This window comes from Chenggangzhangella methanolivorans, assembly GCF_042648545.1.
Taxonomy (GTDB): Bacteria; Pseudomonadota; Alphaproteobacteria; order Rhizobiales; family Methylopilaceae; genus Methylopila; species Methylopila methanolivorans.
This window is the reverse complement of the sequence record NZ_JBHRXS010000004.1, coordinates 440,014-459,528: the sequence shown is the minus strand read 5'-3', so window position 1 is coordinate 459,528 and position 19,515 is coordinate 440,014. Positions and strand designations below refer to the sequence as shown.

Genomic DNA, 19,515 nt, shown 5'->3' with positions numbered 1-19,515 from the left:
GGCCTCTCTTCCGGAGACCCCGTTTGAACGACGCGCCCTATCTGTCGCCCCCGCTCGAGATCGAGAGCCGGTTCCTCGACCACAACGGCCACGTCAACATGGCCTACCATCTCGTGCTGGCGGATACGGCGCTCGACCTCGCCTTCGGCGAACTCAAGGGCCCAGACTACGTCGAAGCGCGCGGCATGACGACCTTCGCGGCCGAGATGCATGTGCGCTACCTGCGCGAAATGAAGATGGGCGAGGAGATCCGCGGCCGGGTGCGCTTCGTCGCCGCCGACGCCAAGCGGGCGCATTGGGCGGTCGAGCTGGTGCGCGGCTCCGACGGCGAGACGGTCACGACCGCCGAAGGCGTGACGATGTCGGTCTCGGTCGCGTCGCGGAAGGTCGCGCCCTTCCCGGAGGACGTGTTCGAGCGGCTGACGGCGCGGGTGGCCCGCGACGCTCCTGGCGCCGCCGGTCTCGACTGGCTCGGCCGCCGGGTCGCGATGCGGAAGTGACGGCGCCGCGAGCCGCGACACGAAAAAGCCCCGCGCAGAGGATGCGCGGGGCCTTCGAAGACCAGACGATGCGTCAAATCTTATTCGACGACTTCGACGATCTCGCGGTCGCTGTTCACGATGTACCGCTTCTCGTTGACGACCGTGTAGCTGTAGTCGCTGTCCGGCACGCTGTAGACCTCGACGCGCTCCGGCAGACGACGGCCGACGACGACGTCGCCCTCATAGGTGACGGAGGCGCGGTCGGCGCCGGTCACGTAGGTGCGCACCCGCTTGTCCGGGGTCGCGGCCGCGCCCACGACGCCGCCGACGCCTGCGCCGACAGCCGCGCCGACAGGTCCGCCGACCACGGCGCCCGTGGCGGCTCCGGTGGCCGCGCCCGCGGCGGCGCCGCCAGCTTCACGGTCCCCGGCGAAAGCGACGGTGGGAATGGCTACGCCGAGAGCGGCGACGAGCGCGATCATGCCATTGCGCATGATGAAGTCCTCCTGTGTTCCGCCCGCCCCAACAACGGACGGCCCACAGAAAGCGTTCCACGTGAAATGACATGTAACCAAAAGCGAGCTGTGCGCCGACTTTCGCGATGACCTCCCGGCGGCTCGCCATCGGGCCACCGGGGCGCCATTTTGTTCTCGGCGGGCCGCGCTGAGTCGCGGCCTGCTCGCCTTGCATTCCGGAGCCGTCTTTCCTTGTCCGACCCGAACGCCCGTTACGACGATCCTTCCGCGCCCGCGCTCCGTCCGGGCGGCATCGCCGCGCGCGCCCAAGGGACGATGCGGGCGGCGAACGCGCCGGACTATCTCGCGGGGCTGAACCCGGAGCAGCGCGAAGCCGTCGAGACGCTCGACGGCCCGCTGCTGGTGCTGGCGGGCGCCGGAACGGGCAAGACGCGGGTGCTGACCACGCGGATCGCCCACATCCTCGCGCTCGGAAAGGCTCGGCCGTTCGAGATCCTCGCCGTCACCTTCACCAACAAGGCGGCGCGCGAGATGCGCACGCGGGTGGGAGACCTGTTGGGCAGAGCCGCAGAGGGCATGGAGTGGCTCGGCACGTTCCACTCGATCGGCGCCAAGATGCTGCGCCGGCACGCCGAGCTCGCAGGGCTCCAGCCGAGCTTCACGATCCTCGACACCGACGACCAGATCCGCCTGCTGAAGCAGGTGCTGGCGGCGGAAAACATCGACGACAAGCGCTGGCCCGCGCGCCAGCTGGCGTTTGCGATCGACGGGTGGAAGAACCGCGCGCTGTCGCCGAAGGATGTGCCTGTCGGCGAGGCGCAGGCCTACGCCAACGGCCGCGGCGCGGAGCTCTACGGGCTCTACCAGACACGCCTCAAACAGCTGAACGCGGTCGATTTCGGCGACTTGCTGCTGGAGCCGATCCGCATCTTCCGCGAAAACGCCGACGTGCTCGGCCAGTATCACCGGCGCTTCCGCTACATGCTGGTCGACGAGTATCAGGACACCAACGTCGCGCAGTATCTCTGGCTGCGGCTCCTCGCGCAGGGCTCCAAGAACCTCGCCTGCGTCGGCGACGACGACCAGTCGATCTATGGCTGGCGCGGCGCCGAAGTGGAGAACATCCTCAAATTCGACCGGGATTTTCCGGGCGCGAAGGTGGTGCGGCTCGAGCGCAACTACCGCTCCACCGGCCACATCCTCAACGCCGCCTCGCATCTCATCGCGAAAAACGAGGGCCGGCTCGGCAAGACGCTTCGCCCCCAGACCGAGCTCGGCGAGAAAGTGAGCGTGGCGGGCGCCTGGGACTCCGGCGAGGAGGCCCGCCAGATCGGCGACGAGATCGAGGCGCTGCAGACCAAAGGCCACAAGCTCGACGACATGGCGATCCTCGTGCGCGCCTCGTTCCAGATGCGCGAGTTCGAAGAGCGCTTCATCACGTTGGGCCTGAACTATCGCGTCGTCGGCGGCCCGCGCTTCTACGAGCGCGCCGAGATCCGCGACGCCATGGCCTATATCCGCGTCGTGGCGAGCCCGGCCGACGCGCTCGCCTTCGAGCGCATCGTCAACGTGCCCAAGCGCGGCATCGGCGATGCGAGCGTGAAGCAGATCGTGGAGCGCGCCCGCGCCGACGAGGTGACGCTTCCCGAAGCCTCGCGCCGGCTGGTCGCCGAGGGCGCGCTGCCGGCCAAGGCCCGCAACGCCCTGAAGGATCTCGTGCTGTCGTTCGACCGCTGGTCCGGAGAGCTCGACCGCACGCCCCATGTGGAGCTCGCCGAAAAGATCCTCGAGGAGAGCGGCTACACCGACATGTGGTCCAAGGACCGCTCGGCCGAAGCCCAGGGTCGGCTCGAAAACCTCAAGGAGCTCGTGCGCTCGATGGAGCCGTTCGAGAACCTGCGCGGCTTCCTCGAGCACGTCTCCCTCGTCATGGACGTCGACGGCGCGCGCGGCGAGGACGCCGTCACCATCATGACGCTGCATGCCGCCAAGGGGCTGGAGTTCGACACCGTCTTCCTCCCCGGCTGGGAGGAAGGCCTCTTCCCGCACCAGCGCTCGCTCGACGAGAACGGCCGCGCGGGGCTCGAGGAGGAGCGGCGCCTGGCTTATGTCGGCGTCACGCGCGCCAAGCGCCGGGCCAAGATCTGGTTCGCGTCGAACCGGCGCGTCCACGGCATGTGGCAGTCCTCGATCCCGTCGCGCTTTCTCGACGAGCTGCCGGAGACGGCCGTCGACGTCGTCGAGGCGCCGGCGACCTTCGGCGGCGGCCATATGGGCGGAAGCTACGGCGCAAGCCGCTTCGACCGGGCGGACGCCTTCACCTCGACCTACGAGACGCCGGGCTGGAAGCGCGCGCAGGAGCGCGGCTTCGACCGCGGCTCGGCCGGCCCCGGCGCGCGCAGCCGCGGGCCGATGACGATCGAGGGCGAGCTCGTGGCGGCGTCGACCGCGAAGTCCGCGGGCTTTTCGCAGGGCGCGCGGGTGTTTCACCAGAAGTTCGGCAACGGCACGGTGGTGGAGGTCGACGGCAACAAGCTCACCGTCGCCTTCGACAAAGCCGGCCAGAAGCGCGTGGTCGACAGCTTCGTGAAGGCGGCGTAGGGCGCGCCGGAACGCGGGGCCGCGATCGCGGGCCGCGTCAGTCCAGCCGCTGGCTGTCGACGAACCAGGTCTTGTTCCCGTAGCGGATTTCGGACGCGCCCTCGCCGGCGTCCTCCTCCACGACCGTCACCTTGCGGCCCACGCGGATCCGGATGGGGCAAGCCTTGCTCGCGCGCGCGCCTTTCGGAGCGAGCGACGCCTGCCCGTACTCCCGCCACGCCGCCCAGCTGGCGCACGCATAGGCGTCCCGACCGACGATCGCCTCCCGCTCGGCGGCCGAGGCGTCGCCCGCCGAAGCAAGCAAAGCGAAGACGACCGCGATCCTTGTCGCTTCGGCCATGCCCCACGCCCTCCTTCTCGACGCCGCCCGGCCTTATATGGGCTGCTCGAGCGGAAGGATGGAACATGCAAGCGCAATGGACGGACGAGGGATCGACCGCGATCGGCGAGATCGCGCGCCGGCACGGCTTTTCGGACGAGGCCGGCCGCGCGATGGCCGACGCCCTCAACCAGAGCGCCGGCTCCATGGCGCAGTTCCATCATCCCGATCTGGGCGGCATGGGCCAGTGGTCGCGCGGCGGCATGCTGATGATCGGCGACATGTTCAACCATCACCTCAAGGGCCGCGTCGCGGGCCTCGCGGAGGATCTCGCCGAAGCCATGGCGCGCGGCGCGATCGTGGCGCGGCGCCCGGCGCCCGGCGAATCGTCCGCCGGGTTCGGCCAATGGTGGCCCGAGGAGCTCGGCCGCGCCTCGTCGACCGGCGCCCAGAACGGCGGGCGCTACGCGGTCTTCCCCGAGGCGCGTCGGCTTGCGGTGGAGCGCGACGGCCGCGTGACGATCTATGACACCGGCGACCATCGCATCGGCGGCGCGTCGCAGCAGCAGGGCGGCGGCTCGTCCTTGAGTTTCTCGACCGACCGCGGATCGGTCGGGATCGAGGCCTTCGCCGAGCTGCGCGCGCCGGACGACCGGCCGTCTTCGGCGTCGGCGTCGGCGTCGGCGTCGGCGGAGCCGATCATCGAGCAGAGCGCCGCATACCGCCCGACAGCGTCGCTCGAGACTGCGGCTGCCGCGTCGACGACGCGCGAACCGGCGCCCGACGCGGCCCGCGCGACCGCCGAGCCGTCCGCGCCGCCGCCCGTCCGCATCGAGGGCGGCGATCCCTTCGACACGATCCGGAAGCTCGCCCGGCTGAAGGACGAGGGGCTCCTGACGGACGAAGAGTTCGCGGCCAAGAAGACCGAACTGCTCGCCCGCATCTGACGTCGCAAGGCGCGGCTCCGCCTTCGCTGTTTCCTTCGCGCCGCGCGATGTTTATGGGTCCGGGCTCCAGGGCGAGGCGAACGCCTCGCCCGGCGCCTTACCGGACATGCCCGTGACCCAAACGCCCGTCATCCGCCTCAGCCTCGACGAAACCACCGCAAAACGCGTCGCCGACGTGCTGGAGGAGGCGTTCCCCTTCGGCGAGGTGTCGATCGCGGCGTTCGAGACCGGGCCCGACGCGTGGAGCGTCGAGGTCTACGGCTCGCCCGAGATGGAGGCCTCAGAGCTCGCAAGCGCGCTGCGCGAGGCGCTGGGGCCGGAAAGCGCCGGCCTGCGCGTCGAAGAAGGCGCGATCGACGAGAAGGACTGGGTGGCCAAGAGCCTCGAGGGCTTGAAGCCTGTGCCGGCCGGGCGCTTCGTGGTCCATGGCAGCCATGACCGCGACAAGATCCCCGCCGACGCCATCGGCATCGAGATCGAGGCCGCGCTCGCCTTCGGCACCGGCCATCACGGCACGACGCGCGGCTGCCTGCTGGCGCTCGACGAACTCCTGACCGAGCGCCGCTTCGAGCGCGTGCTCGACCTCGGCTCGGGCACCGGCGTACTCGCGATCGCAGTGGCGCTCGCGCAGAAGGCGCCGGTGCTCGCCACCGACATCGACGAGACCTCGGCCCGCATCGCCGGCGAGAACGCCGAGGCGAACGGCGCGGGCGCGTTCGTCGCCTCCATCCATGCCGAAGGTTTCGATCACCCGGTCTTCGCCGAGCGCGGACCGTTCGACCTCATCGTCGCCAACATTCTGGCGGGCCCGCTGGTGGAGCTTTCCGGCGACGTCGCGGCGCATCTCGCCGAAGGCGGAGTCGTGGTGCTGTCTGGCCTGATGACGCATGAAGAGGATCGGGTGCGCGACGCATATCTGGCGAAGGGCCTCAGCCTCGTCTCGGCGCGCCAGCTCGAGGGCTGGTCGACGCTGGTGCTAATAAAGAAGTAGGACTGGAGCGGCGAATTGCGTGCTTCGAGACGCCTTGGCTCCCGCCAAGGCTCCTCAGCATGAGGGTCGTTGGAGCGCGCCGTCATCCCTCATGCTGAGGAGCCGCGCGTGGCGCGGCGTCTCGAAGCACGCACTTCACTGATCCAAGCTGACGGCGAAACATGTTTGAAGCCCGCTTCCAGTCGTTCGACGAAACCGCCGATCCGAGCCAGGGCGCGCCGCGTCTCAAGGCGCTTCGGGCGGAACTGGCGCGGCAGGGCCTCGACGGCTTCCTGCTGCCGCGGGCCGACGAGCACCAGAACGAATATCTGCCGCCCTCGGCCGAGCGGCTCGCTTGGCTCACGGGCTTCACCGGCTCGTTCGGCTTCGTGAGCGTCCTTCCCGACGTCGCCGCGATCTTCGTCGACGGGCGCTATACGGTGCAGGTCCGCGCGCAGGTCGACGCGGCGGCGTTCACCGCCGTCAACGTCTCCGACCAGCCGCCGTCCGACTGGCTGAGGGAGCACGCCAAGCCCGGCCAGCGCATCGGCTACGACCCGACGCTGCACACGCTCGACGGCTTCGAGCGTTTCGAAAGGGCCGCGAAGGCCGCCGGCGTGGAGTTGGCCGCGGTCGACCAGAACCCGGTGGACACGATCTGGAGCGACCGCCCCGCCCCGCCGCTTGCGCCGGTGACGCTCCACGGCGAGGCGCTGGCGGGCGAAAGCGCCGCGGCGAAGCTCGACCGCGTCCAGACGGAGCTCAAGACGCAGAAGGCCGACGCGCTGCTCGTCACCGACGCGCATTGCCTCGCATGGGTCTTCAACATCCGCGGCGGCGACGTCGCGCACACGCCGCTCCCTCTCGGATTTGCGATCATCCCGGCCATGGGGCGGCCAAGCGTCTTCCTCGACGCGCGCAAGCTCTCCAACGCGGTTCGCGACGCGCTCGCGGGATCGGCCGAGATCTCCGAGCCCGGCGACCTCGACGCGGCGCTCAAGGCGCTCGGCGCGCGCGGAGCGACCGTGAGGCTCGACGCGGCCGCCTCCGCGGTCGCCTTCGCGCGCACGCTCGAAGCGTCTGGCGCGAAGCTCCAGCGCGGCGCGGACCCGATCGCGAAGTTGAAGGCGGTCAAGAACGCGACCGAACTTGCCGGCGCCCGCGCCGCGCATCTGCGCGACGCCGCCGCGCTCGCCCGCTTCCTGCGCTTCGTCGACGAGGAGGCCCCGAAAGGCGCGCTCGACGAGATCGGCGCAGCCGAAGCGCTCGAGACCTTCCGGCGCGAGACCGGGGTCCTGAAGGAAATCTCGTTCGATTCGATCTCGGCCGCGGGGCCCAACGCCGCGCTGCCGCACTACCGCGTCACCCGCTCGACCAACCGAAAGCTGACCTCCGGTTTCTACCTGATCGATTCCGGCGCGCAGTACGAGGACGGCACCACCGACGTCACCCGCACGGTCGTCGTCGGCGAGGCGAGCGCGGAGATGCGCGACCGCTTCACCCGCGTGCTGAAGGGCCACATCGCGATCGCGACCGCGGCGTTTCCGAAGGGCGTGTCGGGCGCGCAGATCGACGCCTTCGCGCGTCGGGCGCTCTGGGACGTCGGGACCGACTTCGACCACGGCACGGGCCACGGCGTCGGGTCATATCTCTCGGTCCATGAAGGCCCGCAGCGGATCTCCAAGCTCGGGACGGTGGCGCTCGAGCCCGGCATGATCCTCTCGAACGAGCCCGGCTATTACCGCGAGGGCCACTACGGCATCCGCACCGAGAACCTGATCGTGGTGGAGGCCCGAAAGATCGCGGGCGGCGACCGGGAGATGCGCGGCTTCGAGACCATCACCTTCGCGCCGATCGACCGTCGCGCGATCGAGCCCTCGCTGCTGAGCGCCGACGAGCGCGCCTGGCTCGACGCCTATCACGCCGAGACGCTCGCGAAGGTCGGCCCGCTGGTCGACGCCGAAACGCGGGCCTGGCTCGAAGCCGCCTGCGCGCCGCTGTGAGGCCCATGTCCCGCTCTCCCCTCGCCCTCCTCGCAGTCGCCGGTCTGTACGGCGCGGCTGGCGTCGCCACGGCGGCCGTGGCCGCCCACATATCCGGCGACACGCGCCTCGGGACCGCCTCGACCTTCTTGATGCTGCATGCGGCCGTCCTCGTCGGGCTCGCGGGCGCGGCGCGGGCGTTCGGGATCGGCCTGCCGCTGCTCGTTCCGGCCTGGGGCGTCGCGCTCGGGACGCTGTTGTTCTGCGGCGACCTGATCGTGCGCGTCGTCTACGGCGCGAGCCCGCTGCCCGTCGCGGCGCCGACCGGCGGCACGATTCTGATCGTCAGCTGGCTCGGCGTGACGGTCGGCGCGGTGGTGGGGGCGCTGCGGAGAGGTTGACGGCTTCCGCTTTGCGTTGCCGGGGCGACGTCGGCTCGGCCCCATGCGGCCAGGCCGCCGCGTGGTCAGTTCGGAGTGAACTGAACGGTCATCGCGCCGCCGTTCACGTTGCAGTATTTCGGACCATAATCGGAGAAAATCCTGAAGTCTCCGAGCACGAAGGTTCTGAATTTGGACGTCGACTTCTTCTTGATGTCGAAGACGCGCGTCAACGAAACCGGGACAAGGTAGTTCTTGTCTCCGGCGAGGTAAGCCGGCGTCCGGTCGGTGCTCGAGGCCGCGTACGTCATCATGGTTCGGTGATAGACGTCGAGCGAGGTGGCGCCTTCCTCGTTGATCGTGATCTCGGAGTTGTCGTCTTTCAACGCCAGATGCATGTAGAACTGTGACCGCGTCGTCGATAGGGTCGGATCGGCGGTGTTGGTGTCTGTGATCTCGCAGAACACCGTCCCGTTCCAGGTCACGACAGCTGCGCCGGCTCCCGGAAATCAACCGAAAAGGTGGGAAGCGAGATCTTCTCGGCGTCCTTGGGTTCGACCCTGAGGCAGAAAAAGACGTCGGCGGCGGAGCCGCAAGGCTTCTTCCGCTTGACGAAGGCCTTCACCTCCTTGGCGGCCTGCGCCTCTCCGGCATCGACGGCCAGCGCTGGCGCCAGAACGCAGGAGAGCACCAAGCCGCCCAAAACCATCATGCGCATCGCCATGCCCCTCCGGCCGCCACGGCGCCAAAATGGCACGGCGATCGAACGCCTGACAAGGCGCCGGAGCGCGTGGGAACGCCTAGGTTTCGCTGGACTTCGGCTCACTCAGCAACAGGCAGAGCACCAGCGCCGGCGCGCCCGACAGGAACGTCAGGAAGAAATAAACCGGGTAACCTGTCTGCACGGCCACGAAGCCCGAGCCGCCGGCGAGCAGATGGCCCGGCAGCGCATAGATCGAGCTCAGCACCGCGTAGCGGGTGGCCGAAAACTCCGACGCCGCCAGCTTCGACATGAAGGCGATGAGCGCCGTGCCCGCGATCGACGAAGCCACGTTGTCGAAGCCGATCGTGGCGGTCAGCATGACGATGGAATGCCCCACCTGCGCCAACGCGCCGTAGAACAGGTTGGTGGCGGCCGACGCCACGATGCCGACGATCAGCACCGTCTTCAGCCGCATCTTCGTCAGCATCCAGCCGCCGAGGAACGCGCCGGCGATCGACAGCACGATGCCGAACACCTTGGTGACGTTGGCGATCTCCTTGTTGGTGAAGCCGAGGTCCTTGTAGAGCGGCGACGACATGACGTTGGCGAGCTGGTCGGGCATCCGGTAGAGCCCGATCATCAGCAGCACCGCGATCGGCGTGGCGGCCACGAGGCCCAGAAGGTCCTTCACCGGCGCCCGCAGCGCTTCGCCCGGCGCGCGCGGCTCGCTCGGCTCCAGATCGCGCGCGGTCTTTGGAATGAAGGCGACCGTGAGCAGCGCGATCGCGACCATGATCGCGGCCATCACCCAGTAGGAGCTGTTCCAGCCGAAATCCTGCGCGAGGTAGAGCGCGCCGGCGCCGGCCGTCAGCAGCGCCAGCCGGTAGCCGAGCTGGTAGGCGGCGACGAGCAGTCCCTGCTCCTGCGCGCCCGCCACCTCGACGCGCCAGCCGTCGACCGCGGCGTCCTGAGTCGCTGACGCCGCAGCGGTCAGGAAGCAGGCGGTCGCGACCAGCGGCAGGCCCGTGGCCGGATCGCCCATCGCCATGCCGACGAGCCCGAACGCGACGCCGATCTGCGCGAGCAGGATCCAGGCGCGCCGCCGGCCGAGCGCGCGCCCGAGCGGCCCGAGCGAATAGCTGTCCATGAAGGGCGCGATCAGGAACTTGAGGCTGTAGGCGATGCTCGCCCATGACAGCAGGCCGATGGCCTCGAGGCTGACGCCCGCCTCGCGCAGCCGGAACGCGAAGGTGCCGAGCACCAGAAGCAGCGGCAGGCCGGACGCATAGCCCAGCACGCCGCTCGCGAGCCTGCGCACGGTGATCGGCGCGGACGAACCGGCGACGGCTTCAGGCTGCGGCGTTTCGACCATCCGGGTTCCTCTTTCAGGCGGCGCGCAGAACCGGTCTTGCGCCTGATCTTCTTGGCGGATTCGAGGCGTCTCCGCCACCCTGGGCCTGCCGGCGCGCGCGCCCCGCCATCTGGCGTCCCAGCCTCCACATCCCAATCGAAACATTGTTGACTTGCTTTATGGATTGTGTGGACATTGGTGCGACGCCGCATGCGGGCGGCGTCACGGTCATCTCCTCCCGGGGGCGCGTCTGCGCGCCCTGAAGTCCAGTACAGCGAGGAACGCCATGTCGTTCGACGCCCGATCCCTGCAATCCTTCATCCTGCCGGTCGGGATCCTCGTCGCGTGGCAGGCGCTGTCGAGCGCGGGCCTGATCTCGGGGGGCGTCCTGCCGGCGCCCACCGAGATCGCGGCCGCGGGCTGGAAGCTCGCGCTGTCGGGCGAACTCTGGACCAACATCTGGATTTCGACCTGGCGCGCGGGCGTCGGCCTGTTGATCGGCGGCGGCATCGGTTTCGCGCTCGGCCTCGGCAACGGCCTGTCGCGGCTCTCGGAGCGGCTCGTCGACCCGACCCTGCAGATGATCCGCACGGTGCCGCATCTCGCGCTGATCCCGCTCGTGATCCTGTGGTTCGGCATCGACGAGACCGCGAAGATCTTCCTCGTCGCGCTCGGCGTGTTCTTCCCGATCTATCTCAACACGCTGCACGGCGTGCGCACCGTCGACGCCCAGCTCGTCGAGATGGGCCGCGCCTACGGCATGTCGAACGCGACGCTCTTCACCAAGGTGATCCTGCCCGGCGCGCTGCCCTCGATCTTCGTCGGGCTGCGCTACGCGCTCGGCATCATGTGGCTGACGCTGATCGTCGCCGAGACGATCTCGGCCTCCTCGGGCCTCGGCTACATGGCCATGAACGCCCGCGAATTCATGATGGTCGACGTCGTGGTGTTCGCGATCCTCATCTACGCGCTGCTCGGAAAACTCGCGGACTCGATCGCCAAGGCGCTCGAGCGGGCGACGCTGTCCTGGCACCCCGCCTATCTCCCGGCCTGAAGGCGCCCCTCCTCCATGACAGCCAAAGCCATCACCGCCCCGTTCGCCCTCGCCCGCTCCGAGGCTCCGGAACGCGCGCCCGAGCAGCTCTCGCTCCGCGCCAAGACCTCCGGCTCCGGCGCTTCGGTCGCGCTGCGCGGCCTCTCGAAGTCATTCGGCCCGAAAGAGGTGCTGAAGAACGTCGACCTCACGGTCCCGGCCGGCCAGTTCCTCGCCATCGTCGGACGATCGGGCTGCGGTAAGAGCACGCTGCTTCGCACCGTCGTCGGGCTCGAGACGCCCACCAAGGGCGCGGTCACGGTCGGCGGCGGCCGCGCGGGCCTTGGCCGCATCATGTTCCAGGAGCCGCGCCTGCTGCCCTGGGCGCGCGTGATCGACAATGTCCGCGTCGGCCTGCCGTCGTCCGAACCGAAGTCGGCTGCGCGCGCCGCCGCTCAGGCCGCGCTCGCGCAGGTCGGCCTCGCCGATCGTGGGGGCGACTGGCCGTCGGTCCTCTCGGGCGGCCAGCGACAGCGCGTCGCGCTCGCCCGCGCGCTCGTCTCGCGTCCCCAGTTGCTGGCGCTCGACGAACCGCTCGGGGCGCTCGACGCGCTCACCCGCATCGAGATGCAGGAGCTGATCGAGAACATGTGGCTCGACCAGGGCTTCACCGCGATCCTCGTCACCCACGACGTCTCCGAAGCGCTCGCGCTCGCCGACCGCGTGGTGCTGATCGAGGACGGCCGCATCGACCTCGACCTCACCGTTGACCTTCCCCGGCCCCGCCGCCGCGGGTCCGCCGAGATCGGCCGCCTCGAGGAGACCATTCTCGACAAGCTGTTCAACGCCGGCGGCCGCCCCTCGGACGACCGTCCGGGCGTCGCGGCGCCGGACGCGCCCGAGGCCCGGAGGGCGATCGCGTGACTTCGATCGTCGCCATCGCGGGCAGCCTTGGAAAGCCGTCCCGCACCCGCCTTCTCGTGGAGGACGTCGCGCGACGCGTCGCGGCGCGCACGAGCGGCGCCGTGACCTTGGTCGACGTCGCCGAACTCGCCCCGGAGCTCGGCCGGTCGTTCTCGCGCCCTGCGGCCGAACCGGTCGAAACCGCGCTGGCGGCGATCGAAAAGGCGGACCTGATCGTGGCCGGTTCTCCAATCTACAAGGGCTCTTACAGCGGCTTCTTCAAGCACCTGATCGACCTCGTCGACTACCGCGCCTTGACCGGCGCGCCGGTGGCGCTGCTCGCGACGGGCGGCAGCGACCGCCATGCGCTCGCGGTCGAGCACCAGATGCGTCCGCTGTTCGCCTCCTTCGACGCGCTGACGCTCGGCACCGCCGTTTTCGTGGTCGACCGCGACATCGGCGCCGAAGGCCATGTCGCCGACGAGCGGGTGCGCGCGCGCATCGAGACGCTTGTCCGGGAAGCCTCGAGCGCCGTCGCGGTCCGTTCCTCCGCCGCGGCCTGACCCCACACCCCCCAGTCCCCAAACCGACAAGACGAAACAGATGACCTCCCCCACCCTCACGCGGGTCTCGCGCCTCGCCTCCGCCGCGTTCGTCGCCGCGGCCCTCATCGGCGCGACGAGCGCGCAAGCGGCCGACCGCACCATCCGCATCGGCTTCCAGAAATACGGCACGCTCATCCTGCTGAAGGGCAAGGGCACGCTCGAGGAGAAGCTGAAGCCGCTCGGCGTCACGGTGAAATGGGCCGAGTTCCAGTTCGGGCCGCCGCTGCTCGAGGCGGTCAACGCCGGCGCGGTCGACTTCGGAACGACCGGCGAAGCGCCTCCGATCTTCGCGCAGGCGGCGAGCGCCAAGCTGGCCTACGTGGCCAACGATCCGCCCTCGCCCAAGGCCGAGGCGGTCCTGGTGCAGAAGGACAGCCCGATCAAGACGCTGGCCGATCTCAAGGGCAAGAACATCGCCGTCGCGAAGGGGTCGAACGCCCACTACCTGCTGGTGAAGGCGCTCGAGAAGGGCGGCGTCGCATATTCGGACGTCAAGATCTCGTTCCTGGCGCCGGCCGACGGCCGCGCGGCCTTCGAGAGCGGCAAGGTGGACGCCTGGTCGGTATGGGATCCCTTCTTCGCAGGCGCGGAGGCCGCCGGAGCGCGGGTGCTGACCACCGGCGAGGGCATCGTGGAGAACCACCAGTTCTTCCTGACATCGCGCGACTACGCCAAGGACAACGAAGACGTCCTGCAGATCGCTCTCGACGAGCTCCGCAAGGTGGAGGACTGGGTCGCCAAGGATCCGAACGCCGCCGCGGCCGAGCTCTCTCCTCTCGTCGGCATCCCGGCGCCGCTCCTGACGGTCGCGATATCGCGGCTCGGGCTCGGCGTGCGGCCTCTCACCCCGGACGTCGCGGCCGCCCAGCAGCGGATCGCCGACACCTTCCTCGAGCTGAAGCTCCTGCCCAAGCCCATCGTCGTCGAAGACGCCGTCCTGAAGCTCAAGACCGCGGATGTCGCGAAATGACCGAGTTCACCCCCCCGGAAACCGCCAACGTCCTCTGGTTCCTGCCGACCCATGGCGACGGCCGCTATCTCGGCACCACCAAGGGCGGCCGGGCGGTCGACCTTCCCTATCTCGAACAGGTCGCCCAGGCGGCCGATCGCCTGGGCTATTTCGGCGTGCTGCTGCCGACCGGCCGCTCCTGCGAGGACAGCTGGGTGGTGGCCTCCGCGCTCGCCCCGCTGACCGAGCGGCTGCGCTATCTCGTGGCCGTGCGACCCGGCCTCCAGTCGCCGACCGTCGCGGCGCGCATGACCGCGACGCTCGACCGGATCTCGAACGGACGCCTCCTCATCAACGTGGTGACGGGCGGCGATCCGGCCGAGAACGCCGGCGACGGCATCTTCCTCAACCACGACGAGCGCTACGCGGTCACCCGCGAGTTCCTCGAGGTCTACAAGGCGCTGCTGGCCGGCGAGACGGTGAACTACAAGGGCGACCACATCCGCATCGAGGACGGCCGCCTGCTGTTCGCGCCGACCAGCCCGAAGGGCCCGCCGCTCTACTTCGGCGGCTCGTCGCCCGCGGCCTCCGAAGTCGCCGCCAAGACCATCGACAAGTACCTCACCTGGGGCGAGCCGCCGGCGCAGGTCGCCGAGAAGCTCGCGGCGGTGCGCGCGCTCGCCAAGCGCGAGGGCCGTGAGGTGTCGTTCGGCATCCGCCTCCACGTCATCGTCCGCGAGACCAACGAAGAGGCATGGGCCGCCGCCGACAAGCTGATCGAGAACCTCGACGACGAGACCATCGCGGCCGCCCAGAAGGTCTACGCCCGCATGGATTCGGTCGGCCAGCAGCGCATGGCCGCGCTCCATGGCGGCCGGCGCGACAAGCTCGAGGTCAGCCCGAACCTGTGGGCGGGCGTCGGGCTCGTGCGCGGCGGCGCGGGCACCGCGCTCGTCGGCGATCCGGAGACCGTGGCCGAGCGGATGAAGGAGTACATGGCGGCCGGCGTCGACACCTTCATTCTCTCCGGCTACCCGCATCTCGAGGAGGCCTACCGCTTCGCCGAGCTGGTGTTCCCGCTGCTGCCGCTCTCGACCACGACGGCGCCGGCGGCCACCAGCGTCAACATGGGCCCGTTCGGCGAGACCATCGCCAACGACGCCCGTCCGGCGCTGAGGGTCTCCCAGTCGTGAGCGACGGGGCGGGCTGCGTTCCCGGCGCGCCGGGCGAGGGAGACCGCCAGACCGTCGTCGTCATCGGCGGCGGCTTCACCGGCGCGGTCGTCGCCCACCAGCTCGCCCGCCGCGCGCCCGCACGCTTCCGCATCGTCGTCGTCGAGCCGCGATCGGCGCTCGGCGGCGGCGTCGCCTATTCGACGGCCGACCCCGCGCACCGCATCAACGTGCCCGCAAGCCGGATGAGCTTCGTGCCGTCCGATCCCTGCCACTTCGAGCGGTGGCTGAAGGCCGACGGCGCGCTGGTCGAGGATCCGGAGGCGGTGACGCCTGACGGCCGCGCCTTTCCGCGCCGTCAGGTTTTCGGGCGCTACGCGGCCGAGACAATGGAGCCCTATTTGCTCGCAGGCGCGATCGAGCACCGTCGCGACAGGGCCGTCTCGGTCGACCGCAGCGCCGACGGCGGCTGCGTGGTTCATCTCGCCGGCGGCGAGGCGGTCGCGGCGTCGTTCGTCGTGCTGGCCGCCACCCATCCCGCGCCCGCGGCTCCCGCGGCCTTCGACGCCGTCCTCGGCGATCCGCGGCTCATCCCCGACACCCAGGACCGCGCCGCGCTCGACGCCCTCTCGCCTGACGCGCGCCTTCTGATCGTGGGAACCGGCCTCACCATGGCCGACATCGTCGCCTCGCTCGAACGCCGCGGCCATCGCGGCCCAATCGTGGCGGTCTCCCGGCGCGGCCTGCTGTCGCGCGGCCACGCCGACCGACCCGGCGAGTTCGGCGCCTTCGACCGCCAGCCCGCCAGAACCGCGCTCGAGCTTCTGGTTCGGATCCGCCGCACCGTCGAAGCCGCCGGGGCCTCGGACATCCCGTGGCAGCACGTCCTGGACGCCGCCCGCAACCAGGGCCGCGCCCTCTGGACAGCGCTTCCGGAAAGCGAGCGCCGCAAGGTCGTGCGACGGCTGCGCACATTCTGGGACGTCCACCGCTTCCGGGTCGCGCCCCAGGTCGAGGCGGCGATCGCGCGGCTGCGCGCGTCGGGCCAGCTCGAGGTCTTCGCCGGCGAGCCGGTCTCGGCTCGCGCGGGCGTCGAGGGGCTGGAGGTCGCGATCCGGAGGCGGCGCGGCGCGACCGAGACCGTCGCCTTCGACGCCGTCGCGCTCGCCACGGGGCCGGCGCATCGCGGCATCTGCGACGCCGATCCGCTCATGCGGCGCCTCGCGGCAGCCGGCCTGGTGACGTCCGACCGCCTGCGGCTCGGCGTCGCGACCGACGAGCTGAGCCGCGCGCTCGGCCCGGACGGCGCGCCCTCCGGTCTGATCTGGATCGCCGGTCCGCTGGCGCGGGCGACCTTCGGAGAGCTCATGGGATTGCCCGAAGTCGCGCGGCACGCCGAGTTCGTCGCCTGCGAAACCCTGCGCGCCGCCGACGCCGCGTTTCAGGTCGAAGTCCGCGCGGTCGCCTGAACCGCGAGGCCTCGCCTCTTTCCATTCCGGTGTGTTACCGCAAGTCCGGCCGGCGTCACGCAAGAGTGACGCCGGCCGCCCGCTCGCCTGTTGCCTGCCCGATCCCGCCTGACCTAGTTGCACTCACGCTGGAGGGGACCACATGTCGATCATGTCGCGCAGAACCGTGCTGACCGCCGCCGGCGCCGCCGTGACGATCCCCGTCGCGGGATCGGGCGCGCGCGCCGCCGCGCCCGCGGCCGGCCGCCAGTCGCCGGGCGTCTATCGCTACAAGGTCGGCTCGTTCGAGGTCACGGCGCTGACCGACGGCCTCGCCCGCCGCCCCCTCGACGCCGGTTTCGTGAAGAACGCCCCGCTCGAGGACGTTCGAAAGGCCCTCGAAGACGCCTTCATCCCGACCGAGACGCTGCCGATCACCTTCACGGCGCTCGTGGTCAACACCGGCAGCCGCCTCGTGCTGATCGACGCCGGCACCGGCGGACGCCTCGCCCCGACCGCGGGCCAGCTCTACGAGAATCTCGCCGCAGCGGGCGTCGATCCGAAAGCGGTCGACACCGTGCTGATCTCCCATTTCCACCCCGACCACATCGGCGGCATCCGCCTGAAGGACGGGACGCTCGCCTTCCCGAACGCAGAGGTCGTGGTCCCGGAGGCCGAATGGGACTTCTGGATGGACGAAGGCGCGATGAGCCGCGCGCCGGCGGGCCTCGTCAACGCCTTCAAGATCGTGCGCGCGGTGTTCGACCCGATGGCCAAGGACGTGCGCCGCTACAAGGGCGACACCGAGCCCGCGCCGGGCATCTACGCCATTCCGGCCTACGGCCACACGCCTGGCCACATGGCGTTCCGGATCGCGTCCGAGAAAGAGCAGCTTCTGGTCTGGTCCGACGTCACCAACCATCCGGCGCTGTTCGTGCGCAATCCCGGCTGGCACGCGATCTTCGACATGGATCCCGAAATGGCCGAGGAGACGCGCCGCCGCATGCTCGACATGGCGGCGACCGACAAGCTGCTCGTGTCCGGCTATCACTTCCCTTTCCCCGCCGTCGGCCACATCGCGCAGCGCAGCGTGCGCGAATTCGCCTTCGTTCCCGAGCAGTGGAACCCCGCGCTTTAACGACGACGCGCTAAGTTCAATGGACGCCCGCGCGGCTTTGCGTATAAAGCGCGCTCTCGCCGCGCTCCCTCCCCTTTCGCGGCTTCGGAAGACGACGTCACGGCGGCCATGAACGATCGCAAGCGCTACGAGCGGATCGCCTTCGTGGCGAGCGCCGCCGACGACGCCCGCGCCGCGCTCGAGGCGCTCGTCGCCCGCTACGGCGACGCGCCGCAGGCCGAGGCCGACGTCGTGGTGGCGCTCGGCGGCGACGGCATGATGCTGCAGACGCTGCACGAGACCATGGGCCGGCGCATGCCGATCTACGGCATGAACCGCGGCTCGGTCGGCTTCCTCATGAACGAATACATCGAGGACGGCCTCGTCGAGCGCCTCGCGGCCGCCGAACGGACGGTTATCCATCCGCTGACCATGCGCGCCCGCGACCGCGAGGGCCGGGTGCACGTCGCCAAGGCCATCAACGAAGTCGCGCTCTGGCGCCAGAGCTACCAGGCGGCGAAGTTCCGCATCGAGGTCGACGGCAAGTCCCGCATGGCCGAGCTCATCTGCGACGGCGTGCTGGTGGCGACGCCTGCGGGCTCCACGGCCTACAACCTGTCGGCCCACGGGCCCCTGCTGCCGCTCGCGAGCCCCCTGCTCGCCATGACGCCGATCTCGCCCTTCCGGCCCCGCCGCTGGCGCGGCGCGCTGCTGCCGGACCGCGCCGCGGTCGCGATCGACGTGATCGAGGACGACAAGCGCCCGGTGGCGGCGGTGGCCGACAACACCGAGTTCCGCAACATCCGTCGCGTCGAGATCGCGCTCGACCGGAAGACCGATCTCGTGATGCTCCACGACCCCGGCCACGGCCTCGACGAGCGCATCCTCGCCGAGCAATTCGGCTGGTGACAACCTGAAACGGAGCGTTAACAACGTTTCGTCATGATGAGCTGCCCTCGCGTGTGCGCAGCCCAAGATGATCCGCGTCGATTTCACGAAACTTCGCATTCTGGTCGTCGACGACAACGCCCATATGCGTCGGATCGTGCGTACGCTGCTGCACGGTTTCGGCGCGCGCGAGGTCTATGAGGCCGAAGACGGCGCGGCCGGCCTCGAGCTCTTCACCTCCCACCTGCCCGACATCCTGATCGTCGACTGGTCGATGCCGATTTTCGACGGCATCGAGCTGGTGCAGATGATCCGCCGCCCCGAAAGCGGGGTGAACCCCTACGTGCCGATCATCATGCTGACCGGCCATTCCGAGAAGAGCCGCGTGCTGCGCGCGAGAGACGCCGGCGTCACCGAGTTCCTCTGCAAGCCGATCTCCGCCAAGGCCCTGCACCAGCGCGTGCTGAACTGCGTGCTGCATCCGCGCGCCTTCGTGCGCACCAAGGACTATTTCGGGCCGGACCGCAGACGCAGCGGCGCCGCCGCCTACAGCGGACCCGAACGCCGCGTCAACGAGACGGTGCTGATCGACTCGGGCGTCGACCGGATCCGCGAAACCGTGAACCAGTGATCGCGAGGCTCCGATGGCCGACCAGCCGCCCCTCGACGTCCCGACCGAGACCTATGCGGACCACATCATCCTGCGTCCGCCCAACAGGCTGAAGGCGCGCGTCGCGCAGCGCGTCGATCCGGACGAACGGCTCGCCGATCCCGTGCGCCGCGCCGAGCATGCGCTCACCTTGCTCGAGAACGAATTCGACCAGTGGATGGATTCGGAGATCAACGCGCTCGAGGACGCGCGCCGCCGGGCGTCGATCACGCATTCGACGGGCGACTTCGAAGAACTCTATCGCGCCGCGCACGACATCCGCGGCCAGGCCGCCACGCTCGGCTTTCCGCTCGCGGGCGAAGTCGCGGACGGGCTCTGCACCATGATCGAGCGGCTGGCCGAAGCCTCGCCCCAGAGCCTGGTCGACCGTCATGTGGAAGCGGTCCGCGCCATGGTGCGCGAGGACGTGCGGGACCGCGACCATCCGCTCGGCGTCGCGCTGGTGCGCCGCCTTGCGGAACTGCGGCGCCAGACGATCCCGGGCCTTTCGAACGACGCCTGACTGCTCTCCCGGAGCCG

21 protein-coding genes are annotated in these 19,515 nt (G+C 69.9%); 16 read left to right on the top strand and 5 right to left on the bottom strand.

Going from position 1 to position 19,515, the window contains the following annotated elements; translation table 11 throughout:
* The first annotated feature begins 23 nt into the window (after nt 1–23).
* Complete coding sequence (locus ACFOWB_RS07545) at nt 24–500, top strand: acyl-CoA thioesterase (RefSeq protein ID WP_261403906.1); 477 nt, start codon at nt 24–26, stop codon at nt 498–500.
* 80 nt (nt 501–580) lie between these two features.
* On the opposite strand, the gene ACFOWB_RS07540 is transcribed toward ACFOWB_RS07545, so the two are convergent.
* Nucleotides 581–976, bottom strand: a complete 396-nt coding sequence (locus ACFOWB_RS07540; RefSeq protein WP_261403907.1) for a DUF1236 domain-containing protein — start codon at nt 974–976, stop codon at nt 581–583.
* Nucleotides 977–1,189: 213 nt separating this feature from the next.
* On the opposite strand from ACFOWB_RS07540, the gene ACFOWB_RS07535 reads away from it, so the two are divergent.
* Entirely contained in the window at nt 1,190–3,559 is a 2,370-nt protein-coding gene (locus ACFOWB_RS07535; protein WP_378146559.1) for an ATP-dependent helicase, read from the top strand.
* Nucleotides 3,560–3,596: 37 nt separating this feature from the next.
* Here the strand turns inward: ACFOWB_RS07535 and ACFOWB_RS07530 are convergent, their stop codons facing one another.
* Nucleotides 3,597–3,899 (bottom strand): hypothetical protein, encoded by a 303-nt coding sequence (locus tag ACFOWB_RS07530; protein ID WP_378146556.1) that lies wholly within the window; start codon nt 3,897–3,899, stop codon nt 3,597–3,599.
* Between the two features lie 65 nt (nt 3,900–3,964).
* On the opposite strand from ACFOWB_RS07530, the gene ACFOWB_RS07525 reads away from it, so the two are divergent.
* From ACFOWB_RS07525 to ACFOWB_RS07510, 4 genes are all read left to right on the top strand, one after another.
* Entirely contained in the window at nt 3,965–4,825 is an 861-nt protein-coding gene (locus ACFOWB_RS07525; protein ID WP_378146554.1) for an SHOCT domain-containing protein, read from the top strand.
* 106 nt (nt 4,826–4,931) lie between these two features.
* Complete coding sequence (locus tag ACFOWB_RS07520) at nt 4,932–5,816, top strand: 50S ribosomal protein L11 methyltransferase (protein ID WP_378146552.1); 885 nt, start codon at nt 4,932–4,934, stop codon at nt 5,814–5,816.
* A gap of 161 nt (nt 5,817–5,977) precedes the next feature.
* A complete protein-coding gene (locus ACFOWB_RS07515; RefSeq protein WP_378146550.1) occupies nt 5,978–7,798 on the top strand; it encodes an aminopeptidase P family protein in 1,821 nt (606 codons plus the stop codon).
* 5 nt (nt 7,799–7,803) lie between these two features.
* The gene (locus tag ACFOWB_RS07510) at nt 7,804–8,178 is read left to right on the top strand and encodes a DUF423 domain-containing protein (RefSeq protein WP_378146548.1); all 375 of its coding nucleotides are present in this window, start codon (nt 7,804–7,806) and stop codon (nt 8,176–8,178) included.
* 65 nt (nt 8,179–8,243) lie between these two features.
* On the opposite strand, the gene ACFOWB_RS07505 is transcribed toward ACFOWB_RS07510, so the two are convergent.
* The 3 genes from ACFOWB_RS07505 to ACFOWB_RS07495 all read right to left on the bottom strand — a co-directional run bounded on the left by ACFOWB_RS07505 (nt 8,244) and on the right by ACFOWB_RS07495 (nt 10,232).
* Complete coding sequence (locus tag ACFOWB_RS07505) at nt 8,244–8,642, bottom strand: hypothetical protein (RefSeq protein WP_261403910.1); 399 nt, start codon at nt 8,640–8,642, stop codon at nt 8,244–8,246.
* Nucleotides 8,639–8,881 carry a hypothetical protein gene (locus ACFOWB_RS07500; protein ID WP_378146546.1) on the bottom strand — a complete coding sequence of 81 codons (243 nt, stop codon included), beginning with the start codon at nt 8,879–8,881 and terminating at the stop codon, nt 8,639–8,641. Before ACFOWB_RS07500 ends, ACFOWB_RS07505 begins: the two co-directional genes overlap by 4 nt.
* A gap of 76 nt (nt 8,882–8,957) precedes the next feature.
* Nucleotides 8,958–10,232 carry an AmpG family muropeptide MFS transporter gene (locus ACFOWB_RS07495; protein WP_261403912.1) on the bottom strand — a complete coding sequence of 425 codons (1,275 nt, stop codon included), beginning with the start codon at nt 10,230–10,232 and terminating at the stop codon, nt 8,958–8,960.
* A 265-nt stretch (nt 10,233–10,497) separates the two neighbouring features.
* On the opposite strand from ACFOWB_RS07495, the gene ssuC reads away from it, so the two are divergent.
* The 10 genes from ssuC to ACFOWB_RS07445 all read left to right on the top strand — a co-directional run bounded on the left by ssuC (nt 10,498) and on the right by ACFOWB_RS07445 (nt 19,498).
* Nucleotides 10,498–11,265 (top strand): aliphatic sulfonate ABC transporter permease SsuC, encoded by a 768-nt coding sequence (gene ssuC / locus ACFOWB_RS07490; protein ID WP_378146543.1) that lies wholly within the window; start codon nt 10,498–10,500, stop codon nt 11,263–11,265.
* 15 nt (nt 11,266–11,280) lie between these two features.
* Nucleotides 11,281–12,168, top strand: a complete 888-nt coding sequence (locus ACFOWB_RS07485; RefSeq protein WP_378146541.1) for an ATP-binding cassette domain-containing protein — start codon at nt 11,281–11,283, stop codon at nt 12,166–12,168.
* Nucleotides 12,165–12,710: an NAD(P)H-dependent oxidoreductase gene (locus tag ACFOWB_RS07480; RefSeq protein ID WP_378146539.1), complete on the top strand. Its 546-nt coding sequence runs from the start codon at nt 12,165–12,167 to the stop codon at nt 12,708–12,710. The genes ACFOWB_RS07485 and ACFOWB_RS07480 overlap by 4 nt, the downstream gene beginning before the upstream one ends.
* A gap of 40 nt (nt 12,711–12,750) precedes the next feature.
* Nucleotides 12,751–13,722, top strand: a complete 972-nt coding sequence (locus ACFOWB_RS07475; protein ID WP_261403915.1) for a sulfonate ABC transporter substrate-binding protein — start codon at nt 12,751–12,753, stop codon at nt 13,720–13,722.
* The gene (gene ssuD, locus ACFOWB_RS07470) at nt 13,719–14,894 is read left to right on the top strand and encodes an FMNH2-dependent alkanesulfonate monooxygenase (protein WP_378146536.1); all 1,176 of its coding nucleotides are present in this window, start codon (nt 13,719–13,721) and stop codon (nt 14,892–14,894) included. Before ACFOWB_RS07475 ends, ssuD begins: the two co-directional genes overlap by 4 nt.
* Nucleotides 14,891–16,342 (top strand): FAD/NAD(P)-binding protein, encoded by a 1,452-nt coding sequence (locus ACFOWB_RS07465; protein ID WP_378146534.1) that lies wholly within the window; start codon nt 14,891–14,893, stop codon nt 16,340–16,342. Before ssuD ends, ACFOWB_RS07465 begins: the two co-directional genes overlap by 4 nt.
* A 142-nt stretch (nt 16,343–16,484) precedes the next feature.
* Nucleotides 16,485–17,459, top strand: coding sequence for an MBL fold metallo-hydrolase (locus ACFOWB_RS07460; protein WP_378146532.1), 975 nt, complete (start codon nt 16,485–16,487; stop codon nt 17,457–17,459).
* Between the two features lie 108 nt (nt 17,460–17,567).
* Nucleotides 17,568–18,347: an NAD kinase gene (locus tag ACFOWB_RS07455; protein ID WP_261403920.1), complete on the top strand. Its 780-nt coding sequence runs from the start codon at nt 17,568–17,570 to the stop codon at nt 18,345–18,347.
* Nucleotides 18,348–18,414: 67 nt separating this feature from the next.
* A complete protein-coding gene (locus ACFOWB_RS07450) occupies nt 18,415–18,957 on the top strand; it encodes a response regulator (protein ID WP_261403921.1) in 543 nt (180 codons plus the stop codon).
* 13 nt (nt 18,958–18,970) lie between these two features.
* A complete protein-coding gene (locus tag ACFOWB_RS07445) occupies nt 18,971–19,498 on the top strand; it encodes an Hpt domain-containing protein (RefSeq protein WP_261403922.1) in 528 nt (175 codons plus the stop codon).
* Nucleotides 19,499–19,515 lie beyond the last annotated feature (17 nt).